The organism is Pedobacter ginsengisoli, assembly GCF_002736205.1.
Taxonomy (GTDB): domain Bacteria; phylum Bacteroidota; class Bacteroidia; order Sphingobacteriales; family Sphingobacteriaceae; genus Pedobacter; species Pedobacter ginsengisoli_A.
This window is the reverse complement of the sequence record NZ_CP024091.1, coordinates 3,940,973-3,960,749: the sequence shown is the minus strand read 5'-3', so window position 1 is coordinate 3,960,749 and position 19,777 is coordinate 3,940,973. Positions and strand designations below refer to the sequence as shown.

Below are 19,777 nucleotides of genomic sequence, written 5' to 3'. Positions count from 1 at the left end.
TTAATGTGTTGAGCGGTAAAAGATTTACGAAAAAATAAATTTAGAGAAATGAATTTTCCATCAGAATTAAAGTACACTAAAGACCACGAATGGCTTAGAATTGAGGGTAATGAGGCTTACATTGGTATTACTGATTTTGCACAGCGTGAGCTTGGTGATATCGTATATATAGACATTAACACTGTAGGTGATGAAGTGAGCAAAGATGAGGTATTTGGTACTGTTGAAGCGGTTAAAACAGTTTCAGACTTGTTTATGCCAGTAACAGCTACTGTTACCGAAACTAATGCTGCTCTTAATGATAACCCTGAGCTGGTAAATTCTGATCCATATGGACAGGGATGGATGGTTAAAGTATCAGTTTCTGATCTTTCTGAAGTTGATGGTCTGTTAACCGCCGATGCTTACAAGGCACTTGTAGGAGCATAATTGATGAATAAATTCGGGGAATTAAAATATCAGATATGGGCCATTGTCTGGACCGTTGTAATTTTAGTGCTTTGTAATATAAAAATGCCTGATACCAGTGGTTCAGGCTTTTTTTTTGAAGGCTTTGATAAGTTTGTCCATTTAGGTTTTTTTTATGTGCTTACTATCCTTTTATTTTTCGGTAAAATAAGGCACCAGCACAATTACAGCTTTCGCTCTTTAACCATATTTAAGATCATTGTTATTACGGCTGCGCTTGGTGGTGGTATTGAACTGTTGCAATGGAAAGTATTTACTTACCGCTCTGCAGAATGGTGGGATTTTGGTTGCGACATGATTGGTGTTTTAATGGGTGTTTTTAGTTATATTTTGCTGCATAAATCTAATTACAATGAAAAAGCAAATTAATTTACTGGTGCTGTTAATACTGGTAGGATCAATTAGCGGCTGTGGTATTTTTAAACCGGGCTGTAAATGCCCTAGGGTTAGCTATTCCAGCTATCCACAAAAATAACAGCGGGTTCTTTATGACCGTATATAAACATTTGCTTATTTGGATTTATTATAAATTAAGTCTAAATTGCGCTCCAAAATAACACTTATACATAGATGAAACTTTCGCAGTTAAATCCAGGAGAACAGGGTACTATCGTAGCATTTACAGATCTCGAAATGTCTGTAAAATTAATGGAAATGGGATGCTTGCCTGGTGAAACAGTAGAGGTGGAACGTTTTGCGCCCCTTGGTGATCCAATTGCTATTCGCGTTGCGGGATATCAACTTTGTTTGCGCAAAAACGAAGCATCTATTATTATAATTCAATAATAATTTTGGCAAAAGATATTAAAATTGCTTTAGTTGGTAACCCCAACACAGGGAAATCTACACTTTTTAACCTGCTTACAGGATTAAACCAGAAGATTGGGAATTTCCCGGGTATTACTGTTGATAAGAAAGTAGGCTATTGCAAACTAGCCGATAACAAACAGGCCGAAATAATTGATTTACCAGGTACTTACAGCTTATACCCTAAAAGTAAAGATGAAAGTATAGTATTTCAGGTTCTGGCTGATAAAAAGAATTCAAGCTATCCGGATATTGTTGTGCTGGTAGCAGATGCAACAAATCTTCGAAGAAATTTATTACTCTACTCGCAGGTAGCCGATTTAGGTGTTCCAGTGGTTTTGGCACTTAACATGACCGACATGGCCAAAAAAGAAGGTATTGATATCGATATCAATAAGCTTTCTGAAAGGTTAGGGGTTCAGGTTGTAGCAATCTCTGCCCGAAGTAATTCGGGCCTGGCAGAACTTAAGCAAGCCATTAATAACACAACAGCCATTGCTACGCAGGTTGAAGGAACTGACGTACATGTATTGGCACCTGAGGCTATTGCCCTGGTTAAGCAGCATATAAAGACAGACAACAATTATCTGGCTTTGCAGATATTGCACCAGCATCAGCATCTTAACACATTTTCGGCCCAGGATCATGAACTTTTTGAACGGATTATAGCTGAGCATACTTTTGAATCATCCAAGTTACAGGCAGCTGAGACCATTGCCCGCTACAGATATTTAAGCGGTGTTTTAAGCGGTGTAGTAAAGGATACCGGGGCTGCAAAAAAATTCGTTTTTAGTGATAAACTGGATTCAATACTTACCAATAAGTTTTGGGGTTTTCTAATATTTATTGGTATCCTCTTCTTCATTTTCAATTCTATTTTCTCCTGGTCGTCTTATCCAATGGAGTTAATTGAATATGCTTTTGTATGGCTTACTGAATATGGTCATCAACATCTGCCCGACGGGATTTTAACCAATCTTCTTTTAGATGGTGTATTGGCCGGTTTGGGTGGGGTGGTGATTTTTATACCTCAAATAGCAATCTTATTTGCTTTTATATCTATTCTGGAAGATACCGGCTATATGGCCCGTGTTACTTTTATGATGGATAAGATTATGCGAAAGTTTGGCCTAAGCGGTAAATCTGTAGTGCCAATGATTGGAAGTCTGGCCTGTGCGGTTCCATCAATAATGAGTGCCAGAAATATTGAGAGCTGGAAAGACCGGATTATAACCATTATGGTTGCCCCCTTGGTAAGCTGTTCGGCAAGATTACCTGTTTATACCTTGTTGATATCTCTGGTCGTTCCTGAAAAAATGGTTTGGGGGTTTATCAATCTGCAAGGTTTAACTCTTATGGGTATGTACATTATCAGTATTTCGGCGGCTGTATTGGTAGCTTTTGTAATGAAGTTTCTGATAAAGGCCAAAGAGAAATCATATTTCATTATGGAATTGCCTGTTTACAGGATGCCAAGATGGACAAATGTAATTTATACGATGTATGAGAAATCTAAAACCTTTGTTTTTGAAGCAGGTAAAGTGATTATTGCCATCTCAATTATTCTTTGGGTATTGGCAACATACGGGCCATCGGAGCGATTTGCCGAGATTGATAAAAAATACGAGGCTATAGAGGCGCAGAAAGACAGCGTGCAAATTAGTACACTGGAACGGGATAGAGCGGCTGAGAAGCTTGAAAACTCTTATGCCGGAATATTAGGTCATGTGATAGAGCCTGCTATAAAACCTTTGGGCTTTGATTGGAAAATAGGTATTGCCTTAATTACCTCATTCGCTGCAAGGGAAGCTTTTGTTGGTACTATGGCAACTATTTATAGTGTAGATAGTGACGGGGAGGTGGCTACCATCCGCAATAAAATGCGTGGTGCCAAAGATCCGGATACCGGGTTGCCTGTATTTACATTTGCTACGGCGTTTTCATTAATGTTGTTTTATGCCTTTGCCATGCAGTGTATGAGTACAGTAGCTATAGTTTTCAGAGAAACTAAATCGTGGAAGTGGCCGGTTATTCAGATCTTGTATATGACCGGAATGGCATATGTTGCGAGTTTGATAGCTTATCAACTTTTAAAGTAATTTAATTATCTTGCCTTTGTGAAAAAGGAGCATATCTTAGCACAATACATGCCTGCTGCTGCGGCTCCCATTATAGCCCGGTGGATAGATTATTTTCAATGTGAATTTAAGATTTCTAAGAACAGGGCTACAAAACTGGGCGATTACAGACATCCTTTTAAAGGTGCAGGGCATAAGATTTCGGTTAATAATGACCTTAATGCATATGCGTTTCTGGTCACCACTGTTCACGAATTTGCGCATTTACTGACCTGGAATGATCACAAGAATAGAGTGAAGCCCCATGGAGATGAGTGGAAGCGGAATTTTAAACGAATGATGGTGCCTTTTATTGATCAGAATATTTTTCCTCAGGATGTACAGTCTGCAATTATCAGTTATTTAGATAATCCTTCGGCCGCCAGTTGTACTGATTTAAAGCTATCAAGGGCCTTAAAGAAATATGATGCCCTGATCAACGTATCGCGCCTTGAAGAGCTCCCTATAAACACCATATTCAGCATAAAGGATGGAAGACAATTTAAAAAAGGAGAGCGTTTGAGAAAAAGATACCGTTGCGTTTGTCTTGATAACGGAAATATTTATCTTTTTAATCCGTTAGCCGAGGTAACATTGGCGGCTACTGGCACATAAACTGCTTCTTTGTCTTTTACTTCCCATTTTATATTCAGTTTTTCGCCCTTAAAGGCTAGTGGATCTTTTAACAAACTATCCACATAGGCATCCGGAGTTTGTACAGAGATACTTGCAGTATAGCCATTCGGTACTTTACTTTTTAAAAGAATATGGCTTTCTTCCGGTGTAGATATGATGTTATCGAAAACCAGGTCAAATTTATCGGCCCCATTTACCGCATCATTTAAGGATTTTATATCATTACTATATTCTTTTGTCTGACTGGATATTGTTTTCTTTTTGTGCTGGAAGTGCTCACTCTTAAGCGCCGAGAGGCTTGCTGAACTCCGGTATTCTTCTGTAAAGGGAATATTGTTTCTAAGATAAATGCGACGGTCTTCAAAAATATCTGTTCCCTCTTTAGTTACCTTAGCACCTTCATTTAATAGAATCAAACTATCGTTCTTAAAATAGTACTTTTTTATTCTATTGCTTATTCCCTCGTCGTTTTTAAACTCAGAAAACAGTACTGGTTTTCCATTTAAGCTGTACTTTTCTACACGCATAGTCGCCTCTCCAAGCTGATAAACAAGGCTTACGTTCTTTTCATATGTGTTAAGGGTAGCATCAATAGAATCCGCATAAAATAATATTGTAGCTTCGGTCATTGGTGTGCCGATGCGTGCATTAACAAGATCCGCCTGAGGATGCTTTGGCCCCTGATTACAACTAATTATTGCCAGTGATAGCAGGCAAAACAGAGATAATAATTTCATACCATTAATTTAGCTTGTGCTTAATTGACAGGCTATTATCATGCCAAGTTAATCCCGAAATTATGAACTGTCAAAATTCCTGGTGTTGGAATTATGTCGCAGTTGTTAAATACCATTCACACCTGTCTTGCAGCCACTTTCCCTTTATTTGAGATTTTACTACGATCTTATTTTTTCCTTCCTGCAGTGGTATGTTATCCCACACAATAGTATTGAGCTCATTCTTTTCTTTTTTGCCATAACTCTTTCCATTAACCAGTAATTCTGTTTTTTTCCCATTGGAAAAAACCTTTATACTCGTCAGAGATTTGGTGCGCTTGGTGTTCCTGCGCTCTGAAATGTACAGTACTGGCTCAGGGTTCCAGTTTGCTTTATAAAAATAAAAAGCATCCTTTTTTATCTTTCTGTCGTAAGTCAGCAGTCCTTTATCGTTAATCGCATCTTGGTCTCCTTCTGTCCGTATTGATGACCCGAAATCAGCCAGTACCCAAACATATTTTCCCCATATATATGGGCGCTTTTTGAACTCTGCCCAGTGTTTTTCATGAAAGGCAGTCTGCCATTCTTCAGGATGAAATCTTCCTTTCGGAACTGGCTTTTGGAGCTCTTCAGTATGTTTAAAGGGGCTTGCTCCGGCTCCATATTCGCTGACTGATATTGGTTTGTTTGGCAGGGCCCGATGTATTTCATCTGCCCATGTTCCTACCTGCTCAAAAACCCCATCATACCAGCCAAAATATTGGTTCCAGCCCATCAAATCACTTAAGTCTGTAAATGTATCACTACCTAGGTTTGATGCCAATGTTGTTAAGCGGTCTGGGTCCTCTTTTTTTGCAAGTACATTTAATTCGTTGATAAAAGGCTGAGGGTTATCGTAATTTAGTTTTAGCTCATTAAACAGGCCCCAGAAAAATATTGAAGGATGATTATAATTTTGCCTGATCATCTCCCTAAGTGTTTTTCTTATGTTTGCTTCTAGTTTTTCATTTTTTATGTACCCGGTTCCATTATATCCACCGGGGCCAACAAAGGGGATCTCCGTCCACAAAATAAGGCCGGCACTGTCACTTAGGTTATAAAAAAGCTTATTCTGGGGATAATGTGTTAAACGAACCGAAGTTGCTCCGAGTTCTTGAATAAGGCTCATGTCTCTATATTGGTCCTCAATAGTCAGCGCAGATCCCCGACCGGAAACATCCTCATGTCGACCAACACCATATAGATTGAGATATTTTCCATTAAGAAAAAACCCTTTATTTGGTTCAACAAGGAAACTGCGTAATCCCAGGGGTTGAACTATCTTGTCAATGGTCACCTCATCTTGTAGCAGGCTTACCTCTACGGCGTAAAGGTAGGGGGAAGCTTTCCCTTCCCATAAGTGCGGTTTATTTATGTGTAGGTCTTGTTTCAACTCATTTTCTGAATTAATTTTGGTAATTACAGATGATACGGGTTTTTTATCCTTATCATAAATGATAGTTTTGAGCCTTAGGCTCTTTCTATTTAATATTGATAGCTTACTTAAGACTTCGATGTTTGCGGATTGGGCAGATAGATTTTTTTGCTTGATATATATGCCCGGACTACCGTAATCTAAGGGGCTAATGCAATTTTGATTGGTAATAATTAAAGAGACTGGACGATGTATACCTCCATATACATTAAAATCGCCATGTAATGGTATTACATCCTGCCTGTAAGCATTACTTACCTGCACAGTTATAGAATTTTCTCCAGGGGTAATAAAATTCGTTATTTCAGCACAAAATGCAGTATAGCCTCCCTGATGATCAGTTACAAACTTATTATTTATCAATAAGGTTGCTACACTGTTCGTTCCCTCAAAATAAAGGAAAAGGCGTTTTCCTTTCCAGTTGTCTGCAACATTAAGCTTATTTTCATAAACTGCTGAAGTTCTTTTATAATCCGCCACACCATTTAAAACCTCGGCAGCATTCCAGGTATGTGGTAAATTAACCAAATCTTTTTTAATATTTGTTTCGAAGTTATAGGCGAAATAGAATTGCCAGCCATTGTTCAATGGTATGATAATTCTGTTTGTTTCTCTGGCATGAGTCAAAGCAGCTTCTGCAGGTGGAGCATTCAATAAAAAAAGGATAAGTAAAACAATAGTATTTCTGTTGCGCATATTGTATTTGTCGTGAGTATTAATATTTGACCAAACTTCCAGAAGCTTGCCAGATTGATGAATTGAGGGGGTAAAATGACTAGTGCATTTTTACTTTTAGCTTTTTAAGAAGATTCCAGGGATATTGTTTGGTGTCTTTATTGGTTAAAGATGTTTTGCTTTCAGTTACATTTAACAGTTTATTTTTTCCGGTGATGTTTCCATCAAAGCAGTTGCCCTTCCAGGTAATCGCTACATATTGCTTGTCTGATTTAGTGAAAATGCCTGCGACATTGCCCCCGTAATGAAAAATGTTATTTTCGAAAATTACATTCTTTGGAACGCCATGTTCAATATCAATAAGTTCCATGTTTACCATATCTTTCGAGTCATTATAGAATAGATTCCCTGAAACAAGTGTGCTGTCAGTTACCAGAGCAAAGTTGAAAAGACGTTTTCTGTTATGACCATCATTAATGCTTAGGTTATTTCTAATTATACTGTTTTTTGTCATGCTGCTTTTAGCATTTATCGCATCTGAGATGACCAGCATAAAACCGCCTTCATTATCATGACTATAGTTGTTTTGGATGATGGTATTGTTACAATTACCATCAATATCAAACGACTGCCCGTCATTAGACCAATCTTGATTTTTTGTAAATGCAACCTCGTTGAATTGAATAAGGGTATTGTCACTGCTATGTGGCCATATCCCAACTGCATTGTCTCTAGCACGGGTTCTGATATGGAATAATTTGTTGTGCTCAATTACTGAGCCATCAAATCCTTTTATAACAATTCCATCACCTCCTATATCTTTAAGCGAACAGTTTCTTATGATGAGGTTCTTGTTTGGAAACCAATTATCGCGAAAGGCGAAAGTTCCATTTCCCCTGATTCCATTCCGATCTACCCGTACGACTTTACAATATTCAATCTGCAGATTTTCTATGTTACTTTGCTTTGGCCCCTGGCAGTCCCAAAATATTCCATGACCTTCTTTGCTCCCTTTTTTATTGTCACCATTAATATCATGTATATATAAATTTGTTAATTTGATATTAGATATGGTACCTATATCTTCTGCCATTACCCTTACACCAGTAGGACCGGTCTTTTGCTCTCTTACAGTAGAATCTGTGTTTGACAGGTCGAGGTCCTGAACAATGATGTTACTCAGGTTCTTTAGCAAAATTACGTCCCGGAATTTGCCTGCCGCAGCAATTGCAGGCATCGGTCCTTTGTCGTAGGTACCAATAGTAATAGGCGACAATTGAGAGCCTGAGCCCTGAGGAACCAACTGGCCTTCCCATTTACCTCCTCGTTTAAAAAGGATTTGATCACCAGGTTTAAAACTTGCCTTGTTAACCCGTTCGAGGCTTTTCCAAGCCTGTTTTTCTGTAGATCCAGATTGGGAGTCGTCGCCATTTTTATGATCTACATAATAGGTTACAGGCTTTGTCAAATTTTTGGCCTGCAAATTATAGATTGCAAATGCTGTAATTAATATTAGCATCAAACAATGGGTTAAATGTTCTCTTTTCATATCTATTAAAAGGTTAAAAGGCAGGTGTCAAACTATACACGTAAAAACACATCTGCTACAGTTAATTAACCGCAGCAGATGTACTCTAATTAATTTGCCCACCCGGGATTTTGTTTCAGATTGCTATTCATCTCAATTTCTACCTGAGGAATCGGCCAATTATATAGCTGGTCACCCATATAATCATAACTGCTTACATTGGCACCCCAAACTTGTTTTACTCCATTTCCGCTCTTGAAACTTTTTTCTTTCAGTGTCATCCAGCGAAGTTCATCAAAGTAATTGATACCTTCATTTGGAAATTCTATTCTTCGTTCGTTTCTGATTCGTTCCCTCATTGTTATTTGGTCTGCAACATAAGCAGGAGCTGTCGGATCAAAAGACTGAAGCGGTGCTACTCCGCCTCTTGCCCTAACAAGATTTACCAAATTTACAGCTTCCTGATTGAATCCCTGTTCATTGATTGCCTCGGCCCACATAAGCAGTACATCGGCATAGCGAATAATTGGAAAATCAATCGGACCATAATTTCTATCAATAATCTCTGAGTTTCCTTCATAAACGAATTTTCTGTATAGGTAATAGAAAAGACTTTGTGTATCAGAGCGCAGATCTGCGGTAGTTAAGGCATCCGATCTGTAAGGCCAACGCGAGGTAACTGCAGAATTTGTTGCACCATTTACACCATTATAGATGGAATATGGAGTGATAACATTTGCCGCCAAACGTCCGTCTCTATTGGCATATGCAGCTTTAATCCTTTCCTCATTTCCTTGTGGCAGGTATAAGCTCATTTCTGCTCCTCTGGCTGTTGCGGCAGTAATTTCCGCTGCTGAGAGATTGTTTCTCAAAAAGAATACTTCGCGTTTGGCGGGGCTCATTGCTGAATAACCCGGAATCACCTGTTCCCAATTAAATAAAGTACCGTCGGCATTATCATAGAGGTCAACCAGATTAGGAGAAACTAAATAAGTGTTCCAGCAAGAACCGAATGATGAGCGGGTACCGCAATACCATTGTGTTGATGATCCAAATCCTGCAAGACTAATGTTTTGGATGGTAAAGATCATTTCATCGCTTTGTTCATTCGCCTCTTTAAATAAAGATTTATAGTCACTAAACAGGGTATAACCGGCTTCTTTTACCTTGCTGAAATCGGCTGAGGCAAGGATCCATTTTTTTTGATATAGATAAGCTTTTCCTCTTAGAGCATATGCGGCACCCTTGGTGATATGGCCAAAATTAGCATTCCCCTTTGTATATTTCTGAGGTAGATTTGGCTCTGCAATGCAATCATTCAGGTCAGCGATGATTTGGTTCCAGACTTCCTCCTCTGTTGAGCGTCCTTTGGTAGCCTCAGTATCGGTAAAAGGCTCCAAATAAATAGGTACACCTTTCCATAGCTGGTTTAAACGGAAGTAAAAATATGCCCTTAGAAACTTGCATTCAGCTATATATCGTGCTTTTTTCTCGTTTGCTGAAGGGGAGGTTGGTAGGTTCTTTATAGCGTCGTTCGCCCGTTGGATACCCTCATATAAGCCCCGCCAATTGCCGCTAAACAAACCGTTTCCTGGAGTAATTGTACCTGCCATTAAGGATTGAACATCACGGGTTTGTCCAGTATAACTGTATTGATCCATTTGATAAAGGTCGCGGCCTGCTACGGTAGAAGAATTGAGTGCAGCGTAAACTCCTGTAACACCAAGATCTGTTAAGTTATCAGTTGTCCACATATTTGAGGAGGCAATTGAACCATAAGGTTCTGTATCCAGCAGATCTTTTTTACATCCTGTAAGTACTGCTATGACTATTAAAATATTAAATATTTTCTTCATGATTATCTTATTAAAATGTAATGTTTAAGCCAAGAGAGTATTGTCTCATGGTAGGATAGTTGACACCAGCACCGATTTCAGGATCTAGTCCAGGGTAATTTGTTATGGTGAACAGATTTTCTCCTGATAAGTATAACCGCGCTCTACTGATGGCGGCTTTTTTAGTTAACTTTTCTGGGAGTGTGTAACCAAGTTGCAAGTTTTTAAGTTTTACATACGATGCGTTGTATAGATAGAACCTACTATCTAATCCATTTTGGGCATCACTAGTGTTTTTTAACCGTGGATTTGTAGCAGTAATGTTGTTACTTGGATCATTAGGATTAGCTTCATTGTAATAATAATGATCATTAGCAATTAAAGTGCTTACCGCATTACCTAATGATACGATTGAGTTGTTGTATCCTATTGCATTCCAGTAATACTTCATACCTGCACTACCCGACCAAAGCATGAAAATATCAATGCCTTTCCAGGAAGCTGATGCCTGAAGGCCAAAATTATACTTTGGTGTAGAAGATGCACCGGTGAATTGCTTGTCAAACGTATTTCCATAACTACCATCGCCATTATTATCCGCATAGATAAAATCGCCGTAGTATATTCGGCTTTTACTTATCGTGTTTCCAGGAAGGAACTTATATCCTGCGGAGAGCATTGCATTTGCCCAATCCATATCGGCAGGTGTTCTAATCATTCCATCTTTGGGGCCACCGTTGATATTAACTGAGCCATCTGCATTTTTATAACTACCATCACCCTTATATAGACTATATAGATAATATTCATTGATTTTATGCCCTTCTAAAATACGCTCTGTACCTCCGCTGGATACACTGCCAAGATTGGTGGAATAAATCATATTTCCTTGTGTGTCAGTTGAATATGATTCCTGGAATTGTCCTTTGTATTTGGTTACCCTATTGTAATTGTAGGCAAAGTTACCGGATGCAGAATACTTAACATTTCCAGCGCTTCCCTGGTAACCCAGCGTTACCTCAATACCCTGATTAAGTACTGCAGCGATGTTTCTGGTAGGTGCACTGGCTGTCCCGGCAGTAATTGGGATGGGTGGGGTAAAAAGTATATCAGTTGTTTTTTTATTGTACCAATCCAACTCAAAATTCATTGCCCCTTTAAATAAAGTTCCATCAAGGCCAATATTTGTAACTGTAGTGGTTTCCCATTTCAAATCCTTGTTGGCAATTTTATTTTGGGCTAAGCCGGTAGCCGCAACATTATTAAAAGAATAATTCTGTTTGCTGTAAGTGGCCTGATAGTCGTATTCTCCAGATGCATTATTTCCGGTTTGTCCCCACGAAGCGCGAAGCTTTAGATTACCAATGTAGTCATTTAGCCCTTTTATAAAATTTTCTTCTGAAATTCTCCATCCCGCCGAGAAGGCTGGAAAGAATCCCCATCTGGTTGCTGAGGCAAAACGCGAAGAGCCATCATACCTAACTACTGCCTCCAGGAGATAGCGCTGCTTGAAAGCATAGTTTGCACGACCAAACCAAGATCTCATAGATCTGTCATACTCCTGACCACCAATGCTGCTCATGGTTGTAGCTGACCCAAGAGTGGTAATGTCTGCATCAATCAGACCTAACTTGCTTGCATTAAAATCATAGTAGTTATAATAATTTTGATTATAGCCTACAAGTGCCCCAATCTCATGATTCGGACCGATAGTTGTATTGTAACGTAATACGTTATCTACAGTGAGCGTATAGTTTTTATCAAATGAATAATTTGTGCTCAGCTGACCTGGCTGTGCAGCCGGACTTTTCAGCTCATTTGTAGCAAAGTTCCATCTTTCATTAGGTATACTATGAGAATTATTTTCACCAAAGCGTGCCTGATAGTTAAACCTGGATTCTAGTTTTAGCCCTTTGACTAGGTCCAGGTTTGCATACAAAGTTGTATTAATTCTTGATTCCCTGTCACTCCCCCCGTACTGTTTAAATAGGTAAGGATATTGTTGGCTGTAGCTGATTCTTCCGGAGCCTGAGGGAAACCATACTTTCCATCAAGAACTGGATAGACACCAGGCGTGGTTTGACGCAGAAAGTTAAATGCATTTGCTGTATTTGCCATTCCTGCAGTTTGCATGGAAGCAAAAGTTTGTGTTCCAACCGTTAAGAATTTAGTTACTTTGGCCTCAACGTTTGCTCTGAACTGATATCTGTTAAGCTCAGTGTTCTTCATGGTTCCTGGATTTCCAAGGTAGCCTGCGGATAACAGGAAGCTGATGTTCTCTGCTCCGCCATTTAAAGAAACATTATGGTTCTGAAGCACCTTATTTTGAAAAATTACATCACCCCAGTTCGTGTTTGGATAGGCTATATTATTGGGTACACCGAGACTATTCACTCCCGTTGGATTTTGATTAGCATCAGTCCAGGTATCAATAGTTGCCTGGGTATATATATTGTTTTGACCTAGATTTCGGTAACCTTCATTTACAAGGTTCATGTGCGTAACATAATCCGACACAAATGTTGGCAGATTGCTTGGTTGTGTTTGGGAAAGGATTCCACTATAGGTCACCACAGTCTTCTTCTTCGACCCTTTTTTAGTGGTAATTAGTATAACCCCATTTGCAGCAAGAGAACCATATATTGAGGCTGAAGCTGCATCTTTTAACACAGAAATGCTCTCGATATCTTCAGGGTTTACGGCATCCATGACACCCTGTATTCCATCTATTATTACCAGTGCGTTGTTACTATTTAGCGTTCCTGTGCCCCTGATACGTATAGTTGCGCCATCAGATCCAGGCCGGCCTGATGATTGTCGAACGAATACACCGGGGGCCAATCCAGCTAAGGCAGACGACACGTTTGTAATTGGTCGATTTTCAAGTGATTTTGATTCAATTGTGGCAACAGAACCGGTAAGGTTTACTTTCTTCTGCATTCCATAACCAACTACTACAACTTCATCCAGGCCTGTTGTAGATGACAGCAAAGTAATATTGATGGTTGTTTTATCGCCTACTTTAATGGTTTGCGTATCGAATCCTATATACGAGAACTCTAGCTCGTCTGCTGTGGTTGCAGCAATCTGGTAGCGTCCTTCTGCATCGGTTTGAGTCACATTTTTAGAATTCTTTATAACTACTGTAATACCCGGCATAGGTATTTGTTGCGCATCAGTAACAATTCCTGTTACGGTTCTACTTTGACCTTTGGTAACAAGTGGTAGAAAGAAGATAATGAAAATACCCAGTAACAGTACTGGACATTTTAAATCAAACCCCCTAAAGTTTGAGTCAAGTTTTTTCATACAATGTTGATTTAGTTGTTTGGTTATTTTGTTTATTTGTAGCCTAATAGTAATGTTAGACCAGAGGTAAAGTTGAAGGGATTCAAAGGATATCCGGGGGGAGGATTCTGTTTATTTGGGGTGAAAATCTATTTTTGATACTGGAATAATGAAACAAACCATCTTACTGCTGTCATTTATACTGGTACAACTATGCTGTAAAGGACAAGAGCTTGTTTTTAGTCACCTCATGGCTGAGGATGGATTATCTCAGAATTCAATATTCGCGATCACACAGGATAGCAGAGGCTTTATGTGGTATGGGTCTAGGTTTGGCCTCAACAGATATGATGGTATACATTTTCGACTGTACAAAAGTTTTGAGGCTGATACCACGACACTTACTGATGATTATATCACCACACTGCATACCGATAGTAAAGGTATATTATGGGTAGGCACGGCTAATGGACTTAATAAATTTGCTCCCCGGAAAAATTCTTTTGAAAGGATATATCTCTTACCGCCAAGAACGAAACCAGAACCGAATTTCATCAGGTGTATTTATGAGGATAAGAAAAAACGGTTATGGGTCGGGACAAGCAATGGGCTTTATTTGTCGGTAACCGGAAGTGCCAGCAGATTTATTTATGCTGAGCACCTTGGCCTGCAAAAGCAAATTGCCAGGGGTGAAATTCTGAGTTTACAAGAAGATGCAGAAGGGTTTTTATGGATTGGCACTAATGCCGGCTTGATTAAAGTATGGTTTGATCAGCAGATTTCAGTGGTTAATACTTTTGTTAACAGTAAAGACCCGGGAAGTATAAGTGACAATTCAATTACCGGGATTATTGAAGACCAGAATAGGGATTTATGGATTGCTACAGAAAACGGAGGACTTAATTTGCTTCGTAAAAATGCAACTTCCTTTACTCGGTTTGTTCATGATCGGAAAAACAGTAACAGCTTGGTCCATAATGCTATAAGAAAGATGATTAAGGATAAATCTGGTAGGCTATGGATTGGAACCCAGGAAGGAATTAGTATTCTTGATCCGGACACTAAAGAATTTAAAACCGTTCAGCATAGTAAGTCAAATAGGCGAAGCCTTAATCAGAATTCTACCTACAGCTTGTATCAGGATTACAATGGCTCAATCTGGATAGGTACCTATTACGGCGGGGTGAATGTCAATTATGCTTCCTCAACGAATTTCAAAAGCTGGCAGCACAATGAACAACTGCCTGGCCTTAATCATAATGTTGTTAGTTCTATCCTTGAGGACAACCAGGATAATTTATGGATGGCAACTGAAGGAGGAGGTTTGAATTATTTTAATCGGGCAACTAAAAAATTTGGAGCTTACCTTTATGAGCCCAATAACCCCCGCAGTTTAGGATCAAATTTGGTAAAAGTAATTTATAAGGGCAGGAATCAGAATCTTTGGGTTGGGACACATGGTGGGGGCCTGAATTTATTCAACCCTTCACAAAATAATTTCCGGAGGTTTTCAATAAATAAAAGTGACATTAACAAAACCAGATCTGAAATTGTTGCGATATTTGAGGACAGTGATAACGTGCTGTGGGTGGGGAGCCAAACTGGACTCAGGCTGTTTAATCAGGATAATAATGAACTAAAAATTAATCACAGTTCAGACAAGCTTAGGCTTTTCGGCAATAAAAACATCAAAGTACTCTTTAAGGATTCCAGAGGGGAGATCTGGATTGCCACAACAACAGGACTATTTCTTTACTCAAAAAAATCCAATACGCTATTGTCATTCAAGCTTCCGAAAGGGAGCAATAGTGTAAGTACCAATTCGAACTATATTAATTGCATACAAGAAGATGCTAAGGGCAATATATGGGTCGGCCTTTATTATGGTGGACTAGCTAGATATGATGCTGGTCGGAAGTTCTTTACGGTAACCTATACCACCAAAGACGGGCTTTCCAATAACAATGTAGTGGGCATACTGGAAGATGCGAAACATAAATTATGGATCAGCACTTCCAATGGTTTATCAAAATTTGATCCCGAAACTAAAATATTTCAGACTTATTCAACCAGCGACGGAATGGCCGGGGATGAATTTAATTATAATTCATTCTTTAAAAGCAGAAATGGGGAGCTGTTTTTTGGTGGCTATAATGGTGTTACTCACTTTTTCCCTAATGAGATAAAAAAAAATGAGTTTCGTGCGCCTATTGTATTTACTAGATTGACACTGTTTAATATCCCTGTTGCTATTGGCGCATTTAATGGGTTATTAAAAGAAGACATTAGTTATACTGATCATCTTCAGTTTAAGCACAATCAAAATATTTTTACAATTGAGTTTGCCCTTCTTAATTACATCAAATCAAACAAAAACAAATATGCTTATAAATTAGAGGGTGTAAATAGTCAATGGGTTGAGACAAACATTCCGTTGGCTACTTATACTAATTTGCCTTCCGGAACTTATAAGCTTCTGGTTAAAGGAGCAAATAATGATGGTGTGTGGAGCTCCCCTGGCAGTATAAATATAGCTATACTCCCTCCATTCTGGAAACAATGGTGGGCATTTTGCATTTATGCAGTTTTGCTTAGTATAATCTTGTTTTTTATTACCCGGTATTTTTATCTAAAACAATTGCTTACCAAAGACGAAGAATTGCATCAGATAAAGCTCAATTTTTTTATGAATGTATCCCATGAAATCCGCACTCACCTTACATTGATTATGGCCCCAATCGAAAAAATTCTTGAGGGAACACAACACAATATAGTTATTAACAAACAGCTGAATACGGTAAAAAACAATGCTGATCGATTGCTTAGGCTAGTAAGTGAATTAATGGATTTCAGAAAGGCGGAAACTAAGAATCTAAAGTTGAAAGTTGCAAGTTCTGATTTTATCCCTTTCATCAGAGGAATCTATTCTTCTTTCGAGGAGCTTTCGATTAAAAGAAATATTGCCTTCAATTTAGTCTTGCCTATAGAAGAAATAATAGTTTCTTTTGATAAAGAACAATTGGAAAAAGTTTTTTTTAACCTCATATCCAATGCTTTTAAGTTTACGCCTAAAGGTGGCAGCATAACGGTGAGGGTTAATATCCAGAATGACCAGGTATTTGTCGACATAGAAGATACTGGGCCGGGAATTGCCCCTGAATATTTGGGGCGGCTCTTCACTAACTTTTTTCAGGTAGAGGATCATCATATACAAAATACGGGTTATGGTATAGGACTTGCACTGGCAAAAAATATTGTAGAACTACATAAAGGGCGTATTGAGGTCTCCAGTAGGGTGATGACGGATAACCAACAGGGATACACCAACTTTACGGTCACGCTTCAAAAAGAAAATCAGCATTTACAAAATGCAAGTTATCTAAAGGATATATCATCTTTTAATACAGAAACCGAGGTACAAAAGGCCCCGGCTCAAAAAATGGATTCTGTTGATTCAAGTGAGAGAATTGGAGTAAAGCATAACAGAACCATTTTAATTGCTGAAGATCATCCCGAACTGCAGGAAATGATTAAAGAAACGCTGGAAACAGACTATCACGTAATTATTAGTAAAGATGGATTAGAAGGCTGGAACAGAGCAACTGAAGAGATTCCCGACCTTATTATTAGTGATGTAATGATGCCAAAGATGGATGGCTTTACCCTTTGTAATCATCTAAAAACAGATGAACGGACCAGCCATATCCCGGTGATACTGTTAACTGCCAAAAGTTCGGAAACCGATCAGATAAGTGGGTTAACTAATGGCGCTGATATTTATTTAACAAAACCGTTTAGCAGTAAAATCCTTCAGCTCCATGTGAACAATCTTCTCCAGGCACGGGAGACAATGAGGAGCAAATTCAGTAAATTACTCTTACTAGAACCTAGTCAGGCTGTTGTAAACCCTTTAGATAAGGAGTTTCTATCTAAACTGATCACTATAGTTGAGGATCATATGGATGATGAAAATTTAGGTGTAGATCTGTTATCTCAAAAAATAGGTATGAGCCAATCTGTATTATATAAAAAACTCAAAGCACTGACAGATATGTCAGTTAATGATTTTTCTAAGTCCATCCGCTTGAAAAGAGCCGCGCAATTACTAAAACAAAAGCAGTATACTGTATATGAAATTGGATATATGGTTGGCTTTACAGATCGTAAATATTTTAGTAGGGAATTTAAGAAACAATTTGGCAAAACCCCAAGTGAATATATTTAAAATAAGATTTGTGTAATAAAAGAAATCAATCTAGTAAGCCAACAAATGCTTAACAGTATCTGCCAGGTTACTTTTTGCAAGGAAGCTATCTTCAAGCGTTTTACTCATAGGTATAGCGGTGTCGGCACTTGCACATCGCATAACCGGGGCGTCAAGATATTTAAAGCAATGTTCAGAAATCCATGCGGCCAACTCAGCGCCAAATCCGCAGGTTAAGGTATCTTCATGTAAAATCAAAGCCCTGCCGGTGGTTTTAACAGCTGTGGCAACAGTTTCTTTGTCCCACGGCTGCAAACTTCGTAAATCTATCAGAGTGGCTGAAATGTCAGGATTTAAATCAAGATAAGAAAGCGCCCAGTGAACACCTAATCCGTAAGTTATGATGGTTAGCTGTGTTCCATTTTTTAAAATGCTGGCTTTTCCGATTTCTATATTATAATATCCCGATGGTACGTTTCCATTCAAACTTCTGTAAAGGTATTTATGTTCAAAATACATTACCGGATTGGGATCATCAATTGCTGCCAGCAGCAATCCTTTCGCATCATAGGGAAAGGCCGGATAAACCACTTTTAGCCCGGGTGTTTTGGTAAACCAGGCTTCATTGCTTTGGGAGTGGAAAGGACCTGCACCGGTTCCCGCTCCTGTGGGCATGCGGACTACCACATCGGCTTTTTCTGCCCACCTGTAGTGGGTTTTTGCCAGGTTATTCACGATTTGATTAAAACCACAGGTAACAAAATCTGCAAACTGCATCTCTACAACTGCTTTATATCCGTTTATTGAAAGGCCCAGGCCGGTACCCACAATAGCCGATTCGCAGATGGGTGTATTTCTGACTCTTGCTTTGCCAAATTCATTTACAAAACCATCGGTAATTTTAAATGCACCACCGTATTCAGCGATATCCTGACCCATTAAAACAAGATTTTTATATTTTGTCATACCGGTTTTCAAGGCATCTGTAATTGCATCTAAATAGCGCATTTCACTAACAGAGTCAGTTGGTTCAACAGCTTCAAACTGGTATGGCGAATACATATCATTAAGCTCTGTTTGTATATCGGCAACAGGTTCCGGGTCCTGAAATGCCATTTCTACTTCTGTTTCAATCTCTGCTTTAAATGAGGTTCTTATTTCCTGAACAAGGGTTTCAGTAATAACATGTTGTTCAAGTAGGTACTGTTCAAAGTTTTTTAGCGGATCTTTCGCAGCCCATTCATCAAATAGTTCCTGAGGAACGTATTTGGTGCCCGATGCTTCCTCATGACCTCTCATTCTAAATGTAAGGCATTCAATAAGAATCGGTCTTGGATTTTTACGGATAGCGTCGGCTACTGAATTTATGGTGTCGTAAACCTCAAGAATATTATTTCCATCTATTTGCATTCCTTCTATTCCATATCCTACAGCCTTATCTGCCAGATTTTTGCATTTAAATTGCTCATTAATAGGAGTAGAAAGCCCGTAGCCGTTGTTCTCTATAAGGAAAATGACAGGTAAATTCCATACCGCTGCAACATTTAAGGCTTCATGAAAATCACCTTCGCTTGTTGCCCCTTCACCTGTAAATACCAGCGTGGCCTTTTCTTTTTGTTCAATTAAGTCTGCCAGTGCAATCCCATCGGCCAATGCCATTTGAGGGCCAAGATGAGATATCATTCCAATAATTTTGTAGTCCTGAGTTCCAAAATGAAATGAACGGTCTCTGCCTTTTGTAAAGCCTGTAACTTTGCCCTGCCACTGTGCCATCAGCTTTCGCAAAGGGATATCGCGGGTGGTAAATACACCAAGGTTCCGGTGCATGGGAAGAATGTATTCCTGAGCTTGCATTGCCATGGTACTGCCTACAGCAATTGCTTCCTGGCCGATTCCTGAAAACCATTTGCCTATACGACCCTGACGAAGCAGTATTAACATTTTCTCTTCGACCATTCTTGGATAAAGTAAACGCTTATAAAAGTTTAATAATGCGCTGTCACTTTTGTCTTTTCGGTCGAAGGTCATG

13 protein-coding genes are annotated in these 19,777 nt (G+C 38.9%); 6 read left to right on the top strand and 7 right to left on the bottom strand.

Features of this window, described 5'->3' with window-relative positions; translation table 11 throughout:
- Positions 1–48: 48 nt before the first annotated feature.
- The 5 genes from gcvH (at position 49) to CPT03_RS16245 (ending at position 4,007) form a co-directional block, all read left to right on the top strand.
- Entirely contained in the window at positions 49–429 is a 381-nt protein-coding gene (gcvH, locus tag CPT03_RS16265; protein ID WP_099439813.1) for a glycine cleavage system protein GcvH, read from the top strand.
- A gap of 3 nt (positions 430–432) precedes the next feature.
- Positions 433–837, top strand: coding sequence for a VanZ family protein (locus tag CPT03_RS16260; protein ID WP_099439812.1), 405 nt, complete (start codon positions 433–435; stop codon positions 835–837).
- A gap of 201 nt (positions 838–1,038) precedes the next feature.
- Positions 1,039–1,254 (top strand): ferrous iron transport protein A, encoded by a 216-nt coding sequence (locus tag CPT03_RS16255; protein WP_048903622.1) that lies wholly within the window; start codon positions 1,039–1,041, stop codon positions 1,252–1,254.
- 5 nt (positions 1,255–1,259) lie between these two features.
- A complete protein-coding gene (gene feoB, locus CPT03_RS16250) occupies positions 1,260–3,374 on the top strand; it encodes a ferrous iron transport protein B (protein ID WP_099439811.1) in 2,115 nt (704 codons plus the stop codon).
- Positions 3,375–3,422: 48 nt separating this feature from the next.
- Positions 3,423–4,007: a SprT-like domain-containing protein gene (locus tag CPT03_RS16245; RefSeq protein WP_099439810.1), complete on the top strand. Its 585-nt coding sequence runs from the start codon at positions 3,423–3,425 to the stop codon at positions 4,005–4,007.
- Here CPT03_RS16245 and CPT03_RS16240 read toward each other — a convergent pair.
- From CPT03_RS16240 to CPT03_RS23255, 6 genes are all read right to left on the bottom strand, one after another.
- Entirely contained in the window at positions 3,956–4,765 is an 810-nt protein-coding gene (locus tag CPT03_RS16240; RefSeq protein WP_099439809.1) for a hypothetical protein, read from the bottom strand. The two genes, CPT03_RS16245 and CPT03_RS16240, sit on opposite strands and share 52 nt — an antisense overlap.
- A 91-nt stretch (positions 4,766–4,856) precedes the next feature.
- On the bottom strand, positions 4,857–6,914 hold the full coding sequence (locus CPT03_RS16235) for a glycoside hydrolase family 2 protein (RefSeq protein WP_099439808.1): 2,058 nt from the start codon (positions 6,912–6,914) through the stop codon (positions 4,857–4,859).
- 79 nt (positions 6,915–6,993) lie between these two features.
- Positions 6,994–8,442, bottom strand: coding sequence for a right-handed parallel beta-helix repeat-containing protein (locus CPT03_RS16230; RefSeq protein ID WP_099439807.1), 1,449 nt, complete (start codon positions 8,440–8,442; stop codon positions 6,994–6,996).
- An 89-nt stretch (positions 8,443–8,531) separates the two neighbouring features.
- Positions 8,532–10,277 (bottom strand): RagB/SusD family nutrient uptake outer membrane protein, encoded by a 1,746-nt coding sequence (locus tag CPT03_RS16225; RefSeq protein WP_099439806.1) that lies wholly within the window; start codon positions 10,275–10,277, stop codon positions 8,532–8,534.
- A 10-nt stretch (positions 10,278–10,287) separates the two neighbouring features.
- Positions 10,288–12,207, bottom strand: a complete 1,920-nt coding sequence (locus tag CPT03_RS23260; RefSeq protein ID WP_262497718.1) for a SusC/RagA family TonB-linked outer membrane protein — start codon at positions 12,205–12,207, stop codon at positions 10,288–10,290.
- The gene (locus CPT03_RS23255) at positions 12,174–13,565 is read right to left on the bottom strand and encodes a SusC/RagA family TonB-linked outer membrane protein (RefSeq protein WP_099439804.1); all 1,392 of its coding nucleotides are present in this window, start codon (positions 13,563–13,565) and stop codon (positions 12,174–12,176) included. Before CPT03_RS23255 ends, CPT03_RS23260 begins: the two co-directional genes overlap by 34 nt.
- Before the next feature lie 148 nt (positions 13,566–13,713).
- Here CPT03_RS23255 and CPT03_RS16210 point away from each other — a divergent pair, with 148 nt between their 5' ends.
- Positions 13,714–17,769: a two-component regulator propeller domain-containing protein gene (locus CPT03_RS16210; RefSeq protein ID WP_099439803.1), complete on the top strand. Its 4,056-nt coding sequence runs from the start codon at positions 13,714–13,716 to the stop codon at positions 17,767–17,769.
- A gap of 30 nt (positions 17,770–17,799) precedes the next feature.
- Here the strand turns inward: CPT03_RS16210 and CPT03_RS16205 are convergent, their stop codons facing one another.
- Entirely contained in the window at positions 17,800–19,776 is a 1,977-nt protein-coding gene (locus tag CPT03_RS16205; RefSeq protein ID WP_099439802.1) for a thiamine pyrophosphate-dependent enzyme, read from the bottom strand.
- Between the last annotated feature and the right edge of the window lies 1 nt (position 19,777).